Below are 17,519 nucleotides of genomic sequence, written 5' to 3' on the forward strand. Positions count from 1 at the left end.
CCTCGCCTCAGCTCTTGCGCTCGGCGACGAAGTGGGCGGCGGCACGCAGCACGTCGCCCTTGGCGCCGAAGATCGACAGCGCGGCGTCGCCGCGGGCGAGGAGGTCGCGGACGCGCTGCTTGGCGCCCTCGATGCCGAGCTGGGTGACGAAGGTGGTCTTGCCGAGCTCGGCGTCGGCGCCAGCGGGCTTGCCGAGCGTGGCGGCATCGCCCTCGACGTCGAGCAGGTCGTCGGCGATCTGGAAGGCTTCGCCGAGGGCGCGGCCGTAGTCGTCGAGCGCCTGGTACTCGGCCGCCGAGGCCTGGCCGAGCAGGGCGCCCGCGATGCAGCCGAAGCGGAGCAGCGCACCGGTCTTCATCTGCTGGACGCGGGCGACGTCGACCGGGCCGCTGTCGCCGAACCGGCCCTCGCCGGCGAGATCGAGGATCTGGCCGCCGGCCATGCCGCCGACCCCGGCGCAGCGCGCCAGCGCCCGGGTCAAAGCGAGGCGAACCCCGGCGTCGGGATGGATCTCGTCGCGGGTGATGATGTCGAAGGCGATGGTCAAGAGCGCGTCGCCGGCCAGGATCGCGGTGGCGTCGTCATAGGCCTTGTGCAGGGTCGGACGTCCCCGGCGGAGGTCCGAATTGTCCATCGCCGGCAGATCGTCGTGGATGAGGGAGTAGCAGTGGATGCATTCCAGCGCGGCGCCCGCCATCAGCGCACCCCGGCGCGGCACGCCGAACACGGCGGCGCTCTCGACCACCAGGAAGGGACGCAGCCGCTTGCCGCCGTTCAGGCTCGAATAGCGCATCGACTCGATCAGCCGCTTCGGCCGGATGATCTCGTCGGCCATCGGCGCATCGGACAGGAGCTCCCCGAGCAGCGCTTCGGTCTCCTCCGCGGTCTTGTCCAGGCGTTGGGTGAAGTCGGTGGCCGTCGCAGTCATTTAAGAAGAGCTCCAGGGGGGCGAAATTCGCCGGACAATCGTTGATGGCGGCGACTTCGTCAATTGCCGGGACCGTGGCGGCTTTCGGCCGCAACGGTAGCAAAAAGCGTCAAAAAAGCAGGAAACCTCACGGAGATGTCGGATACTCCCGCCCACTTGCCCGCCGATGCGGCGGTCCCAACCGAGCGGCGCCTGCCCTTGCGTACCGTCAGAACCATCCTGCTGATCGTCGTGCTGGTGCTGCTCGTGCCCTACGCGCTGACGCCGTTCTATGCCGTGGGTCACCCGGTCTCGACCCTGATGCTGTGGCGGACGGTCACCGGCCAGCCGGTCACGCGACACTGGATCGACCTGTCGGCGATGTCGCCCTCGCTGCCGCGTTCGGTGGTGGCGGCGGAGGATGCCAAATTCTGCAGCCATCACGGCATCGATTGGGGCGCGCTGCGCGAGGTCATGGACGATGCCGAGGATGGCGAAGTCAGCCGCGGCGGCTCGACCATCACCCAGCAGGTCGCCAAGAACCTGTTCCTGTGGCAGGGCCGCAGCTACGTCCGCAAGGCGTTGGAGCTGCCGCTGGCGCTGTGGATCGACCTCGTCCTCAGCAAGCGGCGCATTCTGGAGATCTATCTCAACATCGCCGAGTTCGGCCCCTCCGGCCAGTTCGGGGTCGAGGCCGGGGCGAATTATGCGTTCAACCGCTCCGCGGCCGGCCTGGGCCCGCGCGAGGCGGCGCTGATGGCCTCTATCCTGCCCAATCCCGTCCGGCGCAGCGCCCGGACGCCCGGGTCCGGCGTGCGGCGGCTATCGGCGACCTACATGGTACGGGCTCAGGCCGCCAGCCTGCAGACCTGCTGGGGAGACCGACGTTGAGGCTCGGCGGGCGCGAATTTTGGCCAAAAATGCCTCGGAGAGCCCTAGCCATCGCGGACCCCTTCCTCTATAAGCGCGGCCTTGATCGGCATCCCGGCTCGCCAGCTTCTTGGCTGCAGCCGTCCCTTTGCGGACGATGCCTTCCGAATACCCCTAGAGGATACCGATATGGCCGTCCCCAGAAGAAAAACTTCGCCGTCGCGCCGCGGCATGCGCCGCTCGGCCGACGCGATCAAGAAGCCGACCTATGTCGAGGACAAGGACTCCGGCGAGCTGCGTCGTCCGCACCACCTGGACCTGAAGACCGGCATGTACAAGGGCCGCCAGGTTCTGAAGAAGAAAGACGCCTGATCGTCCGCGGGCAGCGTTTGAGGCTGCCCGAATTCGGCCATTGATGAGGTTGAAATCGGTCCCGTGCGATTGATTCGCCGGGACCGATGCGCATGGATCATGCGCGACGCTCTTTCGTTGATTCGTCGGACACCATCGATTTCGCGCCGAGCCTCGACCGGCGCCATCCAAGGCTTCAACCGATGTCCATGGTCGGTTTCCCGCTGCTGCTGATCCCGCTGGCGATCTACAACATGATCGTCTTCCTGATGCCGGGGGTCGCGTTCAGCGAGACGCTGCTGCGCCTGCAGCTCCCGTCAGGGGAGGTCTGGACGATCTCGCTTGGCGACATGCTGCTTTCGCTCGGCGTGCTGCTGCTGCTGCTCGAAATCATCAAGGCGGCCAAGCCGAACGGCAAGTATCTGACCGACCACCTGCTGTCGCTGCTGGTGTTCGGCGGCGCCGCGGCTGAGTTCGTGATGTGGCAGAAGTTCGGGAACTCGACCTTCCTGCTGCTGACCCTGCTGGCAATGGTGGATTTCTTCGGCGGCATTGCCCTGCGCACCAAGCGCGCCGCCCGCGCCGCCGTGGCAGCACCTGCTCCGATGCCGGCGCCGGCCGATGAACACGTCCCCGAGCCTGAGCTGATCGAAGAGCCGGCCAAGGAGCCTGCTCCCGTGGAGGTTCAGCCGACGGACGCTGCCGTCGCTCCCGCCCCCCTGGTCGAGGAGCCCACCGATGCCGTGCCGGCGGCGGCCTCGGTCGCCGAATCGGTGCTGCTCGATCGATCGGTGCCCCCGCCGGCTCCTGCCATCGAGCCGAAAGTGGCCGCCCCCGAGCTGCACGCCGAGGTCGCAGGCGCAAATGGCCGGGATCCCCTCAAGACAGACCCGCCGAAGGCCTGACAGGTCGCAAGCGCCGGATCAGATGACCTGCCGTGTCCGGGGGCTGGCACTCGTGACCGGATGAAGCCTCGCCGCATAGGCATTGTGGACGTCGGCCGGCGCGGCGCGGCGCAGCATGCGCGTCTGCGGCAGCTGCTCGGCGGTGGCAATCAGATGAGCGATGAAGCCGGCGTCGGGGCGGGCGGCGCGGCCGACATGCCCTCGGCGGTCGCGGCTCGTTGCCGCCGACAGCGGCACCAGCGAGCAGGACAACTGCTCGGCGCCGTCCCGGCCGTCCTCGTGATCGATCGTTAACATCGTCCCACCACATCCGGCGCGCTCGTCTCGTTATGGGACGCCGGAGCCTTTCACCCTTCGACCTCGCAAGGGCAATGCCGCGCCCGGCCGGCCAGGTCCCTTCCGATCGAAAGATGGTTGATGCGCTTCTGACGCACGCCCGTGACCTCGGCATGCTCTCCGTTAACCAGAGATGCGTAGTCTGATTCGCGAAGTCCGCTGCCGCCGCTCGCACGGGTAGGCGTCGGCTGTCCTTGACATCGACGCCGGTCCACGCCGGCTTGTTCCGAAACGAGGCGATCTTGACATCCGATTTGCCGCAGACCTCGATGATCCTGGCGTCCCTGGGCCAAGCAGCCTTCGTCTGGGATCTCGCGAGCGACGTGATCGTCTGGAGCGATCATGTCGGCGCCGTGTTTGCCGACGTGCCGCTGCCGCAGCTCTGCAACGGCACCGAGTTCGGCAAGCTGATCGAGCCCGACCGCAGCATCCGCCTGGAGGTCATGCGTCAGGCGACGCCGCTTCATGGTGCCGCCGGCACGCCCTACCGGATCGAATATGGCGTGCGGACCCACGCCGGCGCGCCGTTGATCTGGGTCGAGGAGACCGGTTGCTGGTTCGCAGGCTCCGACGGCCGGCCCTCGCGCGCCCAGGGCATCGTGCGGATCAACAACGAGCGGCATGCCCGCGAGGAGCAGCTGCTCAAGCTGTCGCGCCACGATCCGCTGACCGGCGAACTGAACCGCACCCATCTGCTGGCCACGTTGGCCGAGGTCATCGAGGAGTCGCAGCGCTTCCGCTTCGCCTGCGCCTTCATGCTGGTGGGCATCGATCACCTCGCGCGCATCAACGACGCGTTCGGTTTCGATGTCGCCGACGGCGTGGTGCTGGAAATTGCCCAGCGCATCCGCTCACGGCTGCGTGGCGGCGACTCGTTGGGGCGCTTCTCGGGCAACAAATTCGGGCTGATCCTCAAGAACTGCACGATGGACGACATGAACGTCGCCGCCGAGCGCTTCCTGGCGACCGTTCGCGATGAGGTGGTGCCGACCAAATCCGGGCCGGTGGCCGTGACTGCGACGATCGGCGCGGTCAGCGTGCCGCGTCATGCCCGCTCGGTCGAGGAAGCGGTCAACCGCGCCCATGAGACGCTCGATGCGGCCAAGCGGCGTCGCATCGGCTCGTTCTCGATCTGGCGGCCGAATGTCGAACGCGACGCGCAGCGTAAGGTCAACATCCGCGTCACCGACGAGATCGTCACCGCGCTCAACGAGCGGCGCATCGTCACGGCGTTCGAGCCGGTGGTGAACGCCCACACGCTGGCGCCCGCCTTCTACGAATGCCTGGTGCGGATGCGGCAGGATGACGGCCGCGCGTTGCTGGCGCCGGACGTCGTGCCGGTCGCCGAGCGCCTCGGCCTGATTCGGCTGGTCGATCACCGCATCCTCGAGCTCGTCGTCGCCGAGCTCGCGAGCACCCCGAACGTGACCTTGAGCCTGAACATTTCGCCGGAGACCACCATGGATCCGGACTGGTGGGCCTCGATCGAATCCATGATGCGCGCCCATTCGGGCGTTGCCGAGCGCCTGATCGTGGAGATCACCGAGACGGTCGAGATCCAGGACATCGACGATCTCCGCGGCTTTGTGACGCGGCTGAAGGATCTCGGCAGCAGGATCGCGATCGACGATTTCGGCGCCGGGCACACCTCGTTCCGCAACCTGCGCAAGCTGGGCGTCGACATCGTCAAGATCGACGGCGCGTTCGTGCAGAATCTCGTCCGCTCGGCCGATGATCGCGCTTTTGTGCAGACGCTGGTCGAGCTGGCGCGGCGGCTGCAGATCAAGACGGTGGCCGAATGGGTGCAGGATGAGGCGTCGGTCGCGCTGCTGCGGGACTGGGGCTGCGACTACATCCAGGGCCGGGTGATCGGCCTTGCGTCCGTCGAGCGGCCCTGGATCGAGAGCAGCAGAGTGGAGCTGCCGGCGGCGAGCTGATCGGCCGCCGGCTTGGCGCCGAACGCCTCAGCCTTGCTGGTCGTCCTTCTTCGGCTCCGACATGCGGTCGAGCCGGTCCTGCATGTCCTTCATCTGGCGGCGCAGGTCGTCGATGTTGTCATCGGGCGCGGCGGCGGCACCCGGCTCCGCGGCCTTCTCATCGGTGCGGACCGCTGCAGGTGCGAACGGCTTGAACATCGAGAAGGTCTGCTGAAACAGCTCCATGTTGCGGCGCACCTGCTCCTCGAGCGGCGCGAACGGCGTTCCGCTGAAGGTGTCCGCGATCTGCTTGCGGAACTTCTCCTGCTCGCGGGTCAGGGTATCGATCGACTGTTCGAGGTATTTGGGAACCACCATCTGCATGCTGTCGCCATAGAAGCGGATCAGCTGGCGCAGGAACGTGGTCGGCAGCAGGTTCTGGCCCGCTTTGTTCTCCTGCTCGAAGATGATCTGGGCGAGCACTGAGCGGGTGATGTCGTCACCGGTCTTGGCGTCGTAGACCAGGAAGTCCTCCCCGTTCTTAACCATGGAGGCCAGATCCTCGAGGGTCACGTAGGTACTCGTCCCGGTATTGTAGAGCCGCCGGTTCGCGTATTTCTTGATGGTGGTGGGTTGGTCAGATTTCGCCATGAGCTCACACATGCAAACCGAGAACAGGGGAACCCGGCGGCGTCGCCGCAGGGCGAAGAGCTACGCAATGCAATAAGGTAATCACTTTCGAGCGAGTTCGGCTACGGTTTTGTGCGGAACGGTTAATTGGGCAGCAGAAATCTTGCTCAGGAAACGGCCAGACATCCCATTTTGAATGCGCCGCAACAGGAATTGCGGCTGCCGCCGATTGACATGTCGCAACGACGTTAACAGGATGACGGGCGAAGGTTGCGCACCGCCAATCCGGGGCTTGCGGACGGCCGGCACGACCGTGAACTGAAAAATTCGTTTTGATTTCAAATACGCCCAATCTCTCAAGCCTCGCTCTCACGTCCAAGATCAAGAACCCCAGGAGATGCCCATGTCAGACGATGTCGTCATCGTCAGCGCCGCTCGCACCGCGGTTGGAAGTTTCAACGGTGCCTTCGCCAGTGTCCCGGCCCACGAGTTGGGTGCGGTCGCCATCAAGGCTGCGCTGGAGCGCGCCGGCGTCGAGCCGGGTCGGGTCTCCGAGGTCATCATGGGTCAGATCCTGACCGCGGCGCAGGGCCAGAATCCGGCGCGGCAGGCCTCGATCGCCGCCGGCATTCCGGTGGATAGCCCGGCCTGGGGCATCAACCAGCTGTGCGGCTCCGGCCTGCGCTCCGTCGCGCTGGGATACCAGGCGCTGAAGAACGGAGACTCCGACATCGTCGTCGCCGGCGGGCAGGAGTCGATGAGCATGGCGGCGCACGCACAGTACCTGCGCGCCGGCGTCAAGATGGGCTCGCTCGAGCTCGTCGACACCATGATCAAGGACGGCCTCTGGGATGCCTTCAACGGCTACCACATGGGCAACACCGCCGAGAACGTTGCCAAGCAATATCAGATCACGCGCGCGCAGCAGGACGAGTTCGCAGTTGCGTCGCAGAACAAGGCCGAGGCCGCGCAGAAGGCCGGCAAGTTCAAGGATGAGATCGCGGCGGTGACGATCAAGGGCCGCAAGGGCGATACCGTGGTCGACACCGACGAATATCCGCGTCACGGCGCGACGATCGAGGCGATGACCAAGCTGCGCGCGGCCTTCGAGAAGGACGGCACCGTCACGGCCGGCAACGCGTCGGGCATCAATGACGGCGCTGCGGCCGTCGTTCTGATGACGGCCAAGCAGGCCGCGAAGGAAGGCAAGACGCCGCTGGCGCGGATCGTGTCGTGGGGGCAGGCCGGCGTCGATCCGAAGATCATGGGCACGGGACCGATCCCGGCCTCGCGCTCCGCGCTGAAGAAGGCCGGCTGGAACATCGCCGACCTCGATCTGATCGAGGCCAACGAGGCGTTCGCCGCGCAGGCCTGCGCGGTCAACAAGGATCTCGGCTGGGATCCGGCCAAGGTCAACGTCAATGGCGGCGCGATCGCGATCGGCCATCCGATCGGTGCATCCGGCGCGCGCGTTCTCGTGACTCTGCTGCATGAGATGCAGAAGCGCGACGCCAAGAAGGGCCTGGCCACGCTGTGCATCGGCGGCGGCATGGGCATCGCGCTGTGCGTCGCACGCGACTAAAAACGCGGCAGCGACTGCGAACCGTTCGGTCTTCGCAATCGCTTCCAGCTCAACTAAAGATCAACGCCCGGCGATTTCGCCGGGCGTTTTGTTCTTGATGTCCGTCAAACACGTCGCATAATCGACCACTAAAAAATGGACGTGAGCGAGCATGAGCGTCGCGGCGACGAGGCGATTGTCGCAACGGCGGTCATGGTCCAATAACAACGGGTCGGCACGTCGGCATCCAGAGGTTGTCGTGGTGCGCATAGTCATCGAGGGAAGGAATCGACATGGCACGTGTAGCGTTGGTGACGGGGGGAACGCGCGGTATCGGCGCTGCGATCAGCAAGGCGCTGAAAGCGGCGGGGTACAAGGTCGCTGCGAATTACGGTGGCAACGATGCCGCTGCGGAGAAGTTCAAGAGCGAGACCGACATTCCCGTCTACAAATGGGACGTCAGCTCCTTCGAGGCCTGCTCGGAGGGCATCAAGAAGGTCGAAGCCGAGCTCGGCCCGATCGACGTGCTCATCAACAATGCCGGCATCACCCGTGACACGGCCTTCCACAAGATGACGCTCGAGCAGTGGAGCGCGGTCATCAACACCAATCTCGGCTCGCTGTTCAACATGACCCGTCCGATCATCGAGGGCATGCGCGCGCGCAAGTTCGGCCGCATCATCAACATCTCCTCGATCAACGGCCAGAAGGGCCAGTTCGGCCAGGTCAACTACTCCGCGGCGAAGGCCGGCGACATCGGCTTCACCAAGGCGCTGGCGCTGGAGACGGCCAAGGCGGGCATCACCGTCAACGTGATCTGTCCCGGCTACATCAACACCGAGATGGTGCAGGCGGTGCCGAAGGACGTGCTTGAGAAGTCCATCCTGCCGCTGATCCCCGTCGGGCGCCTCGGCGAGCCCGAGGAGATCGCGCGCACCGTCGTGTTCCTCGCGGCCGATGAGGCCGGCGCCATCACCGGCTCGACGCTGTCCGTCAACGGCGGCCAGTACATGGCGTGATGTCAGCGGTGGCGTTGCCACCGGGTGCGATCTACGGTTAAGACACGGAATGCCCGCGCTCGCCGCGGGCATTCACGTCTTGGGTGTTGCCCGGCACGGGCACAGGCGTGAATGGCCGTCGGATCGGCCGTGATGGAGCCTGCCGTCCGATGTCCCAGCGCACCGCGACCTTGATCGGCCTGACCGCGATTCTGATGTGGTCGCTGCTGGCCTTGCTGACGGTGGCAACCGGCGCGATCCCCGCATTTCAGCTCGCCGCGATGACCTTCGCCGTCGGCGGCGTCGTCGGCATGCTCACCGTCTTGCAGCGGGGCAATGTGCTGCAGGTGCTCCAGCAGCCGGTGACGGCGTGGGCCGTCGGCGTCGGCGGCCTGTTCGGCTATCACGCGCTGTACTTCCTGGCACTGCGCTTTGCGCCTCCGGCGGAAGCCGGCTTGCTCAACTATCTCTGGCCGCTCCTGATCGTGCTGTTCTCGGCCTTTCTGCCCGGCGAGCGGCTCGCGATTCATCACGTGATCGGCGCCGCGCTCGGGCTCGTCGGTACGGCGCTGTTGTTGGTCGGCAATGGTGCGAGCTTCGCAGCCAGCCAGCTGCCGGGTCTCGTGGCCGCGTTCGTCGCGGCCTTCGTATGGGCGATCTACTCCGTGCTGTCGCGCCGTCTGAAGGCGGTGCCCACTGATGCCGTCGCGGGGTTCTGTCTCGCCACATCCGGGCTCGCCGCCCTGGTCCACCTGGCCGTCGAGCGTACGGTCTGGCCCGACAACGCGATGCAATGGCTGGCCGTTGCCGGGCTCGGCCTCGGCCCGGTCGGGGCTGCCTTCTACGCCTGGGACATCGGCATGAAGCGTGGCGACATTCGTGTGCTCGGAGCGGCGTCCTATGCGACGCCGCTGCTTTCGACCGCGTTCCTGATCGTCGCCGGCTATGCCCAGCCGAGCGCCGCCATCGCGGTCGCGGCCTTGCTGATCGCGGGCGGGGGGCTCGTCGCGGCCAAGGACATGTTCCTGCTGCGCCGCCGCTGACGGCACTCCTGCGCACGCCGCGTCGAATGTCGGCGCCTGTCGCGAATACGCAAGTTATCCTTGATGCACGCTTAACCCCGGGAACCAGCGGCATCGTTTGCTGGTAGCTTGCAACCGGCGATCGTGGTTTGGCGTGGTCTGCACCTAACCCAGCCTTTACCGGTGATGCGCGACACTCTGCCCGCAATGGTGCTGACAACGGGGCGGCGGATGCCGGACGTGAAACGTTACATGGCCCGGGCGGGGGATTTGTTTCGCGTTCCCGCCGAGAATCCCGAGCTGACGCGCGCGCAATTCCAGGCCTTCTCCAAGCAGGTGCCGCTGCTCTATTTCATCCTGATCACCAACAGCCTCGCGCTCGCCTACACGTTCCTGCCGTTGGCACCGGCATGGCTGACGGTCTCGGTGCCGGCGCTGCTGTCGACGATCACCGGCGTTCGCATGCTCTGGTGGCTGCGTCAGGGCGAGGTGACGAGCAGCGACGCCGAGGTCTTGCACAATCTGCGCGTCACCAACAGGATCGCCGGGCCGATCGGTGCGCTGTTCGTGGTCTGGTCGTTCGCGCTGTTTCCCTATGGCGATCCGTTCGCCAAGGGACAGGTCGCGTTCTACATGGCCGTCACCGTCATCGGCATCATCTTCTGCCTGATGCATCTGCGCTCGGCAGCGCTGATCGTGACGCTGGTGGTGATCGTCCCTTACGTGATCTTCTTCATGTCAACGGGCGTTCACGCGCTGCGGGCGATCGCCGTCAATCAGCTGCTCGTCTCGGGCGCGATGGTGACGGTGCTGTTCATCTATTATCGCGACTTCGCCGCTTTGGTCGCGAGCCGCAAGTCGCTGTTGGCCGAGCAGGCTGCAACCCAGGCACTCTCGGACGAGAACTTCCGGCTTGCCAATCTGGATTCGTTGACCGACCTTCCCAACCGGCGTCGGTTCTTCTCCGAGCTCACCCATGCCTTCGCCGAGGCCGAGCGCGACGGCACGTGCCTCGCCGTCGGCATCATCGATCTCGACGGCTTCAAGCCGATCAACGACACCTATGGGCACACGGTGGGCGACCGCGTCCTGATCGAAGCTGCGCGCCGCATTCGCGACGTCTGCGACACCCGTGGATCCCAAGTTCACTTGGCGCGGCTCGGCGGCGATGAGTTCGGCCTGATCGTGGTCGGCAATCCGACGGATGCTGATCTTCTGACGATCGGTCGCGAGATCACCGATCTCATCAAGCTGCCCTATCAGTTTGATACCACGCATACCGGCCTGTCCTGCTCGACCGGCTTTGCGATGTATCCGCGCTCGGCGATGGCCGCGGATGCGCTCTATGAATGTGCTGACTATGCGCTGTACCACGCCAAGCGCCGCGCGCGCGGCCAGGCGATCATCTTCTCGACCGAGCTCGAGGCCGAGATCCGCAGCCGCAGCGTGATCGAGCATCTGCTGCGCACGGCGGATTTCGAGACTGAAATGGAATTGGTGTTCCAGCCGATCATGGATGCCGCGAACGCGCGCACCACCGGCTTCGAAGTCCTGGCGCGCTGGCACAGTCCCAAGCTGGGCGTGGTGACGCCCTCGAGCTTCATCCCCGCGGCCGAGCGCATCGGCGTCATCCGCAGCCTCACCCGCGTTCTCCTGGTGAAGGCCTTGGCCGCAGCTCGGATGTGGCCGGACGGCATCCAGATGTCGTTCAACCTCTCGGCGCATGACATCTGCTCGCCCGAGGGCATCCTGCCGCTGATTTCCATCATTCAGGCCAGCGGCGTCCCGCCACGCCGCATCGAGTTCGAGATCACCGAGACGGCCGTCACCTACGATTTCGCCCGTGCCGAGGAGTCGATCGCGGCGTTGAAGGCCATCGGCTGCGGCATCTCGCTGGATGATTTCGGCACCGGCTATTCATCGCTGAGCCACGTCCACCGGCTGCCGCTCGACAAGCTCAAGGTCGACCGCAGCTTCGTCCGCGACGTCAATGCCAATCCGGTCAGCCACAAGATCATCAAGTCGCTGACCGGCCTATGCGCCGACATGGAGATATCCTGCGTCGTCGAGGGTGTGGAGACCAAGGAGCAGCTCGACAGCCTCAAGCGCCTGGGCGCCGACTACATCCAGGGCTACTACTTTGCCGAACCGATGCCGGCCGAGGCGATCTACGGCTTTCTCACCAAGGAGCGTCAGCGCTTCGCCGAGCCGCCCGGCGCCAAGGTCGCCGGTGTGAGCGCCTGAGTCAGACTGCGGGCTCCCAGCCTGCGGGCGCCAGCTCGAAGCCCTCGAACCTGAATCCCGGCGCGACCGTGCAGCCGACCAGGGTCCAGTCGCCGGTGCTCTCGGCCGCTTGCCAGGCATGGGCGGGGACCACCGCCTGCGGGTGCTGGTCCGCCGCAAGATCGATGCCGAGCGTGGTCGTCTCCGGCGGCTCGCCTTCGCAGGCAATTCGCAGCGCCAGCGGAGCGCCGGCATAGAAATGCCAGGTCTCCACCGCGTCGACCCTGTGCCAATGCGAGCGCTCGCCGCGCGCGAGCAGGAAATAGATCAAGGTCGAGGCGGCGCGCCCGGATGCGTCGACGGCGGTGTCGCGAAAGGTCTCGCGAAAATGTCCGCCTTCGGGGTGCGGCAGCAGACCGAGACGGGCGATGATATCGGCTGCGGACAGCGCGGTCATGGCCGTGCTCCGTCTTACGACTTGTTCTTGCGTTCGCGCAGCTCGCCGAACACCTCCTCCGGGCTGGCGCCCTTCATGCGCAGCCGGATCGCGACCGCCGGATCATCGGCGCGCAGAAACACGTTGGCCTGCTTCTCCTCGCCGAGCAGCGTCGGGATGGTTGGCCGGTTGGCGGCGCGGAGCCGCGTCACCTCGTCGGCGCGCGCCTTCAGCGCTTCGTTGTCCGGATCGACGGTCAGCGCGAACTTGACGTTGGAGACGGTGTATTCGTGACCGCAATAGAGCCTGAAATCGTCCGGCAGCGTGCGCAGCTTCAGCAGCGAATCCCACATCATCGGATAGTTGCCTTCGAACACGCGGCCGCAGCCGATCGAGAACAGCGTATCGGCTGCGAACACGGCCTTGTCGGCATCGAATACGTAAGCGACGTGGTCGAGCGTATGGCCCGGCGTCTCCAGCACGCGCGCAAGCAGTTCGCCGATCTTGACCACGTCGCCATGGGCCACGCGCAGATCGACATTGCCGATCGCCGTCGTCTTGTCGTGGGGGGCCACGACACGGCAACCATATTTCTGCTTCAGCTCGGTGACCCCGCCGACATGGTCGTGATGATGATGCGTGATCAGGATGTCGGTCAGGGTCCAGCCCGCAGCCTCGAGCTGGCGTATGATCGGACCGGCCTCCGGTGCATCGATCGAGGCAGTGGCGCCGGTCGCGGGGTCGTGGATCAGATAGCCGAAATTGTCCGACAGACAGGTGAAGACGCGGATGTCAGCGGCCATGATGTCTCCGTTCGGCGATACAGGCGGCAGAGATATGGCGTTAACGGTGCAGGCGCAACGCAATATTGGACGCGCGGCAGGCCGCATCCGCATGGTACATTGACGCCATGGACGTGATCGATCTGCGGAATTTCTATTCGGGTCGCCTCGGGATCGTCGCGCGGCTCCTGATCAACCGCGGCATCCGCGCGCGCTGGCCGAGCGCGGCCGGACAGCGCGTGCTCGGCATCGGCTACCCGACGCCCTATCTCGGACTGTTCCGTGAAGATTCGGAGCGCTGCATCGCCTTCATGCCGGCGGCGCAGGGGGTGCTGAAATGGCCGACGGCGCGGCCGACCCTGGCCTCACTGGTGGACGAGTTCTCGCTGCCGCTGCCGGATTCGGCTGTCGACCGCATCCTGATCGTTCACGCCCTGGAAATGTCGGACGATCCGGCCGGGTTGCTGCGCGAAGTCTGGCGCGTGCTGGCGCCGACCGGGCGCGTGATCATCGTGATTCCGAACCGGCGCGGTGTCTGGACCAGGACCGACAACACCCCGTTCGGCCATGGCCGGCCCTATTCCCGCTCGCAGATCACGCAGCTGCTGCGCCAGACCTGGTTCACGCCGAGCGCCTGGGGCGAGGCGCTGTTCATGCCGCCGGTCGGCGGCTGGTTCCTGAAATCGGCGATGGCCTGGGAGCGGGTCGGCGCGGCGCTGTCGCTGCCGTTCGCCGGCGTCCACATCGTCGAGGCGACCAAGCAGGTCTATCGTGTCATTCCCGCCCGGCGCGAGCGCATCCGGCTGATCCCGCGGCTCGAACCGGTGCTGGCGCCGGCGCCGTCGACCCAAGGATCTGGTCTCGAGTCCAATCTTGGCTCCAATCGCGGCGCCAATGCCGCCTCGGATGATTGATCGCGCCGGCCTCGTCGAGGGAACGGCTGAACAAAAAAGCGGGCGGACAAATTGCCCGCCCGCCTTCTTCAATCTGTCAGCAACGATCATTCGCCGGGATTGAGGTCCTCGCTCGGCGCTGGCGCCGCAGCGGCTTCCGGGCGCGGGCCGTGCGGACGGCGGCGGCGGCGCGGGTAGCGCTCGGCAGCGCCTTCGAAGGCCGCCGGGGCGTTGGCGATTTGCGGCTGGGGACCGGTGATGAAGGACGGCAGGCGATCGACGCCGCTGTCGGCAATCACGGGCTGCGGCTGTGGCTGATACTGGGCAGGCTGCGGGCGTTCGCGATGCTCGCGCTGCTCCTGGGGGTCGCGCTGCTCACGAGGCTCGCGATGCTCCCGCGGCTCCCGGGGTTCTCTCGGCTCCCGATGCTCTCGGGGCTGGCGATGCTCACGCGCCTCGCGGTGCTCACGCGGCTGCTGCTGGTCGCGCTGATAGGGCTGGTTGTCACCGCGCTCGCGCTGGCCGCCTTCACGCATGAAGGGCTGGGGCTGCGGCTGGGCGGGAACGAAGCCGGGCTCCTGGCCGAAATTCGAGAAGCTCTCGCCGTCATCGTCGAGGTCGTCGACGGTCAGGTCCTCGGTCGAGCGCGGCTGCGGCTGGTTCTGCCGGAACTGCTCCTGGGCGGCGGCGATCAGGCGAAAATAGTGCTCGGCATGCTGATAGTAGTTCTCGGCGGCAACGGGATCGCCCGAGGAGCGGGCGTCGCGGGCAAGCTGGACGTATTTCTCGGCCACATGGGAGGCAGTGCCGCGGATCTTGATGTCCGGCCCGTTGGACTCGAACACTCTGGTCAGCGGATTCTGGCCGCGCCGGTTGTTGTTATTATTGTTACCGCTATTCCGGTTGCGCATCCGCTTGTTGTTTTGACCGTTTCTCATGTCCTGCCTTTATTCCAACCCTGCGTTAGGAGCACTGATTGTCATCGGAATACCGATACCGTGTTGAAATACCGCCTCGCCGCCCGGCGCCCGCGCGCGGTCCAAAGGGACGATCTGGCCCCGCCGGTTCCGAGATGCCGGTTCCGACCCATGCCTTCGACCCAAGCCGATGTGATCGACAGCCGATTCTCTCGACAAAAGCGCGTTCAAAACGCGTTCCCCACCCACCAGCCGTCTCGGCCGGCGAACCACGTCATTCAGCCAGCCCGGGCGATGCGCGCCACGACCGACCCAGTTTGCTTAGCGTAAGACCTCAAGTGCAAAGTCAGGCTTTCGTTCGCTTTGCAGTCGTCGGCTGCGCAGCCATCCGGCTCTCGCGCTCAACAGATCTGCGTTCTGGAACCAATCGCCCGGCGCGGCTCTCTGGCATCCGTCCGCGGCGGTATTCCGTGAATACCACTCAGCGGGCCTGCGCCGATGCTATGGAGGGAACGTAGTCGCTCCCCGGGGATATTCCAAGACCTTTTTCCATTTCGGCCGGCCTTTAGCGGAGCTTTTTTAGGGCCATGACGGCCCTCGAAATGCCGCCCAGATCGGCCCTCACGCCGGCCGAATCGATCGCCAGCCCGGCTTCCGTCATCAGCGTTGCGACGTCGCCACTCTGTCCGACGCCTACCTCGACGATCAGGGCGCCGCCAGGTCGAAGCAGGCCAGCGGCCTGCGGGATCAGCGCGCGATAGGCATCGAGTCCGTCGCCGCCGCCATCGAGCGCGCGGCGCGGGTCGTGGGCGCGGACCTCGATGGCGAGATCCTCGATGTCCGTCGAGGGGATGTAAGGCGGGTTCGAGACGATCAGATCGAACGGCGCCTGCAGAGCGGCGGCAAAGGAGCAGGCGACGAAGCCGGCACGGTCGGCAAGGCCGAGCGCCTGCGCGTTGTCGCGGGCAGTCTCGAGCGCGGCGATGCTGATGTCGGTGCCGACGCCATAGGCCCGCGGCAGCTCGGACAGCAGCGCCAGCAGGATGGCGCCCGAGCCGGTGCCGAGATCGGCGATGCGCAGCCGCCGCTTGAGGTCGCCGCCGGCCGCGAGATGCTCAAGCGCCAGCTCGACGACGGTCTCGGTGTCCGGGCGCGGCACCAGCGTATCGGCTGATAATTGCAGCTCGAGGCCCCAGAACTCTCTGGTCCCGAGGATGCGCGCCACCGGTTCGCCGGCCAGTCGGCGCACGGCCAGCACGTCGAGGCGCTGTGCGTCCTCTTGCGACAGATGTCGCTGCCCGTGCATCACCAGTCCGGTGAGGTCGAGCTGCATCGCGTGCCCCACCAACAGCCGCGCGTCGAGTTCGGGCGAATCGAGCCCCGCGGCTGCGAGGCGCGCCGCCAACGTGCGGCGGGCCGCATCGATGGTTGCCCCGGCGACGATCTCCGTCATCGCGCCGTCTCTCTCCACGGGTCATCCCCGCGAATGCGGGGATCCATACGCCGTGCAGGCGCGGGACGGGCAGTCGGAGTGGCCGTCTGTGCCAGCCACTGCAGCCGGCGGCTATGGGTCCCGGCGTTCGCCGGGACGACACGGAGTGTGTCGCGGCAGCGTCGCATCGCCTCTCGCAATGCGCGCGCGATCATCACGCCGCAGCACCTTGCGCGGCGAGCTGCGCGGCCTGGTGCTCCGTCGTCAGCGCGTCGATCAGCTCGCCCAGAGCCTCGCCGGCGATCACCTGCGGCAGCTTGTACAGCGTCAGATTGATGCGGTGGTCGGTGACGCGCCCTTGCGGGAAATTATAGGTCCGGATGCGCTCGGAGCGGTCGCCGGAGCCGACCTTCTCCTTGCGCTCGGCCGAGCGTGCGGCATCCACCTTCTGCCGCTCGGCATCATAGATGCGCGAGCGCAGGATGTTCATCGCCGACGCCCGGTTCTTATGCTGCGAGCGGCTGTCCTGCATCATCACCACGATGCCCGTGGGAATATGCGTGATGCGGATCGCCGATTCCGTCTTGTTGACGTGCTGGCCGCCGGCGCCCTGCGCGCGCATGGTCTCGATGCGCAGATCGTCCTGCTTGATGTCGACGTCGACGTCCTCGACCTCCGGCAGCACGGCGACCGTCGCCGCCGAGGTGTGGATGCGGCCCTGCGTCTCGGTGTCGGGTACGCGCTGCACGCGGTGAACGCCGGATTCGAACTTCAGCTTGGCGAAGGCGCCGCGGCCCTGCACCTCGGCGATGATTTCCTTGTAGCCGCCGACGGTGCCCTCGGACGCCGAGATCACCTCGACCTTCCAGCCCTGCAGGCTCGCGAAGCGCTCATACATCCTGAACAGGTCGCCGGCGAACAAAGAGGCCTCGTCGCCGCCGGTGCCGGCGCGGATTTCGAGCACCACGTTGCGATCGTCCATCGCATCCTTCGGCAAGAGCGCGACGCGGATCTTCTGCTCCAGCTCGCCGCGGCGCGCGATCAGCTCGTCGCGCTCGGCCTCGGCCATCGTGCGCATCTCGGCATCCGTCTCGGGATCTGCGATCAACGCCTCGGTGTCGGCGAGTTCTCTGACTCCTGCACGATAAGCCTTCACCGCCTCGATCAGCGGATTGAGCTCGGCGAGCTCGCGGGTGATCTGCACGTAGCGGTCGGAATTGACCTGGCCGAGCAGCTCCGCCTCGAGCGAGGCGTGGTGCGCGAGCAGAACGTCCAGTTTGGCTTCGGGAAGCGACGACATGATGCAATCTGATCTAGGAGCAAACAATACGAAGGGAAGA

Annotated in this window: 17 protein-coding genes; 9 read left to right on the top strand and 8 right to left on the bottom strand. The window is 66.0% G+C overall.

The genetic code is table 11. The features are described from left to right. Positions 1-7: 7 nt before the first annotated feature. The gene (locus tag QXZ94_RS28060) at positions 8-928 is read right to left on the bottom strand and encodes a farnesyl diphosphate synthase (protein ID WP_315723873.1); all 921 of its coding nucleotides are present in this window, start codon (positions 926-928) and stop codon (positions 8-10) included. Positions 929-1,126: 198 nt separating this feature from the next. Here QXZ94_RS28060 and mtgA point away from each other — a divergent pair, with 198 nt between their 5' ends. The 3 genes from mtgA to QXZ94_RS28075 all read left to right on the top strand — a co-directional run bounded on the left by mtgA (position 1,127) and on the right by QXZ94_RS28075 (position 3,033). Next, positions 1,127-1,798 (top strand): monofunctional biosynthetic peptidoglycan transglycosylase, encoded by a 672-nt coding sequence (gene mtgA / locus QXZ94_RS28065; RefSeq protein WP_315723875.1) that lies wholly within the window; start codon positions 1,127-1,129, stop codon positions 1,796-1,798. A gap of 168 nt (positions 1,799-1,966) precedes the next feature. Continuing rightward, positions 1,967-2,149, top strand: coding sequence for a 50S ribosomal protein L32 (gene rpmF, locus QXZ94_RS28070; RefSeq protein WP_006610266.1), 183 nt, complete (start codon positions 1,967-1,969; stop codon positions 2,147-2,149). Positions 2,150-2,331: 182 nt separating this feature from the next. After that, positions 2,332-3,033: a hypothetical protein gene (locus QXZ94_RS28075; protein WP_315723877.1), complete on the top strand. Its 702-nt coding sequence runs from the start codon at positions 2,332-2,334 to the stop codon at positions 3,031-3,033. A gap of 18 nt (positions 3,034-3,051) precedes the next feature. On the opposite strand, the gene QXZ94_RS28080 is transcribed toward QXZ94_RS28075, so the two are convergent. Further along, entirely contained in the window at positions 3,052-3,330 is a 279-nt protein-coding gene (locus QXZ94_RS28080; protein ID WP_315723879.1) for a hypothetical protein, read from the bottom strand. 308 nt (positions 3,331-3,638) lie between these two features. Between QXZ94_RS28080 and QXZ94_RS28085 the strand changes: the two genes are divergently transcribed. Beyond that, on the top strand, positions 3,639-5,306 hold the full coding sequence (locus QXZ94_RS28085; protein WP_315726572.1) for a bifunctional diguanylate cyclase/phosphodiesterase: 1,668 nt from the start codon (positions 3,639-3,641) through the stop codon (positions 5,304-5,306). A 27-nt stretch (positions 5,307-5,333) separates the two neighbouring features. On the opposite strand, the gene phaR is transcribed toward QXZ94_RS28085, so the two are convergent. Beyond that, complete coding sequence (gene phaR / locus QXZ94_RS28090) at positions 5,334-5,936, bottom strand: polyhydroxyalkanoate synthesis repressor PhaR (protein WP_315723881.1); 603 nt, start codon at positions 5,934-5,936, stop codon at positions 5,334-5,336. Positions 5,937-6,318: 382 nt separating this feature from the next. On the opposite strand from phaR, the gene QXZ94_RS28095 reads away from it, so the two are divergent. The 4 genes from QXZ94_RS28095 (at position 6,319) to QXZ94_RS28110 (ending at position 11,740) form a co-directional block, all read left to right on the top strand. Next, positions 6,319-7,497, top strand: coding sequence for an acetyl-CoA C-acetyltransferase (locus tag QXZ94_RS28095; protein WP_315723883.1), 1,179 nt, complete (start codon positions 6,319-6,321; stop codon positions 7,495-7,497). Positions 7,498-7,769: 272 nt separating this feature from the next. After that, positions 7,770-8,495, top strand: a complete 726-nt coding sequence (locus QXZ94_RS28100; RefSeq protein WP_315723886.1) for a beta-ketoacyl-ACP reductase — start codon at positions 7,770-7,772, stop codon at positions 8,493-8,495. Positions 8,496-8,644: 149 nt separating this feature from the next. Further along, positions 8,645-9,517, top strand: a complete 873-nt coding sequence (locus QXZ94_RS28105) for a DMT family transporter (RefSeq protein ID WP_315723888.1) — start codon at positions 8,645-8,647, stop codon at positions 9,515-9,517. 210 nt (positions 9,518-9,727) lie between these two features. Beyond that, on the top strand, positions 9,728-11,740 hold the full coding sequence (locus QXZ94_RS28110; RefSeq protein ID WP_315723889.1) for a putative bifunctional diguanylate cyclase/phosphodiesterase: 2,013 nt from the start codon (positions 9,728-9,730) through the stop codon (positions 11,738-11,740). A 1-nt stretch (position 11,741) separates the two neighbouring features. Here the strand turns inward: QXZ94_RS28110 and QXZ94_RS28115 are convergent, their stop codons facing one another. Both QXZ94_RS28115 and gloB read right to left on the bottom strand, forming a co-directional pair. Further along, positions 11,742-12,176 (bottom strand): cupin domain-containing protein, encoded by a 435-nt coding sequence (locus QXZ94_RS28115; protein WP_315723891.1) that lies wholly within the window; start codon positions 12,174-12,176, stop codon positions 11,742-11,744. A 14-nt stretch (positions 12,177-12,190) separates the two neighbouring features. After that, positions 12,191-12,958: a hydroxyacylglutathione hydrolase gene (gene gloB, locus QXZ94_RS28120; RefSeq protein WP_315723893.1), complete on the bottom strand. Its 768-nt coding sequence runs from the start codon at positions 12,956-12,958 to the stop codon at positions 12,191-12,193. Positions 12,959-13,065: 107 nt separating this feature from the next. Here gloB and QXZ94_RS28125 point away from each other — a divergent pair, with 107 nt between their 5' ends. Further along, positions 13,066-13,851 (top strand): class I SAM-dependent methyltransferase, encoded by a 786-nt coding sequence (locus QXZ94_RS28125; protein WP_315723895.1) that lies wholly within the window; start codon positions 13,066-13,068, stop codon positions 13,849-13,851. A gap of 86 nt (positions 13,852-13,937) precedes the next feature. Here QXZ94_RS28125 and QXZ94_RS28130 read toward each other — a convergent pair whose 3' ends face one another. From QXZ94_RS28130 to prfA, 3 genes are all read right to left on the bottom strand, one after another. Continuing rightward, entirely contained in the window at positions 13,938-14,768 is an 831-nt protein-coding gene (locus tag QXZ94_RS28130; protein WP_315723897.1) for a DUF4167 domain-containing protein, read from the bottom strand. 544 nt (positions 14,769-15,312) lie between these two features. Further along, a complete protein-coding gene (gene prmC, locus QXZ94_RS28135) occupies positions 15,313-16,200 on the bottom strand; it encodes a peptide chain release factor N(5)-glutamine methyltransferase (RefSeq protein ID WP_315723899.1) in 888 nt (295 codons plus the stop codon). 193 nt (positions 16,201-16,393) lie between these two features. Further along, positions 16,394-17,479, bottom strand: coding sequence for a peptide chain release factor 1 (gene prfA, locus QXZ94_RS28140; RefSeq protein ID WP_315723901.1), 1,086 nt, complete (start codon positions 17,477-17,479; stop codon positions 16,394-16,396). Between the last annotated feature and the right edge of the window lie 40 nt (positions 17,480-17,519).

This window comes from Bradyrhizobium sp. SZCCHNS2022, from assembly GCF_032377575.1.
Lineage (GTDB): Bacteria > Pseudomonadota > Alphaproteobacteria > Rhizobiales > Xanthobacteraceae > Bradyrhizobium > Bradyrhizobium aeschynomenes.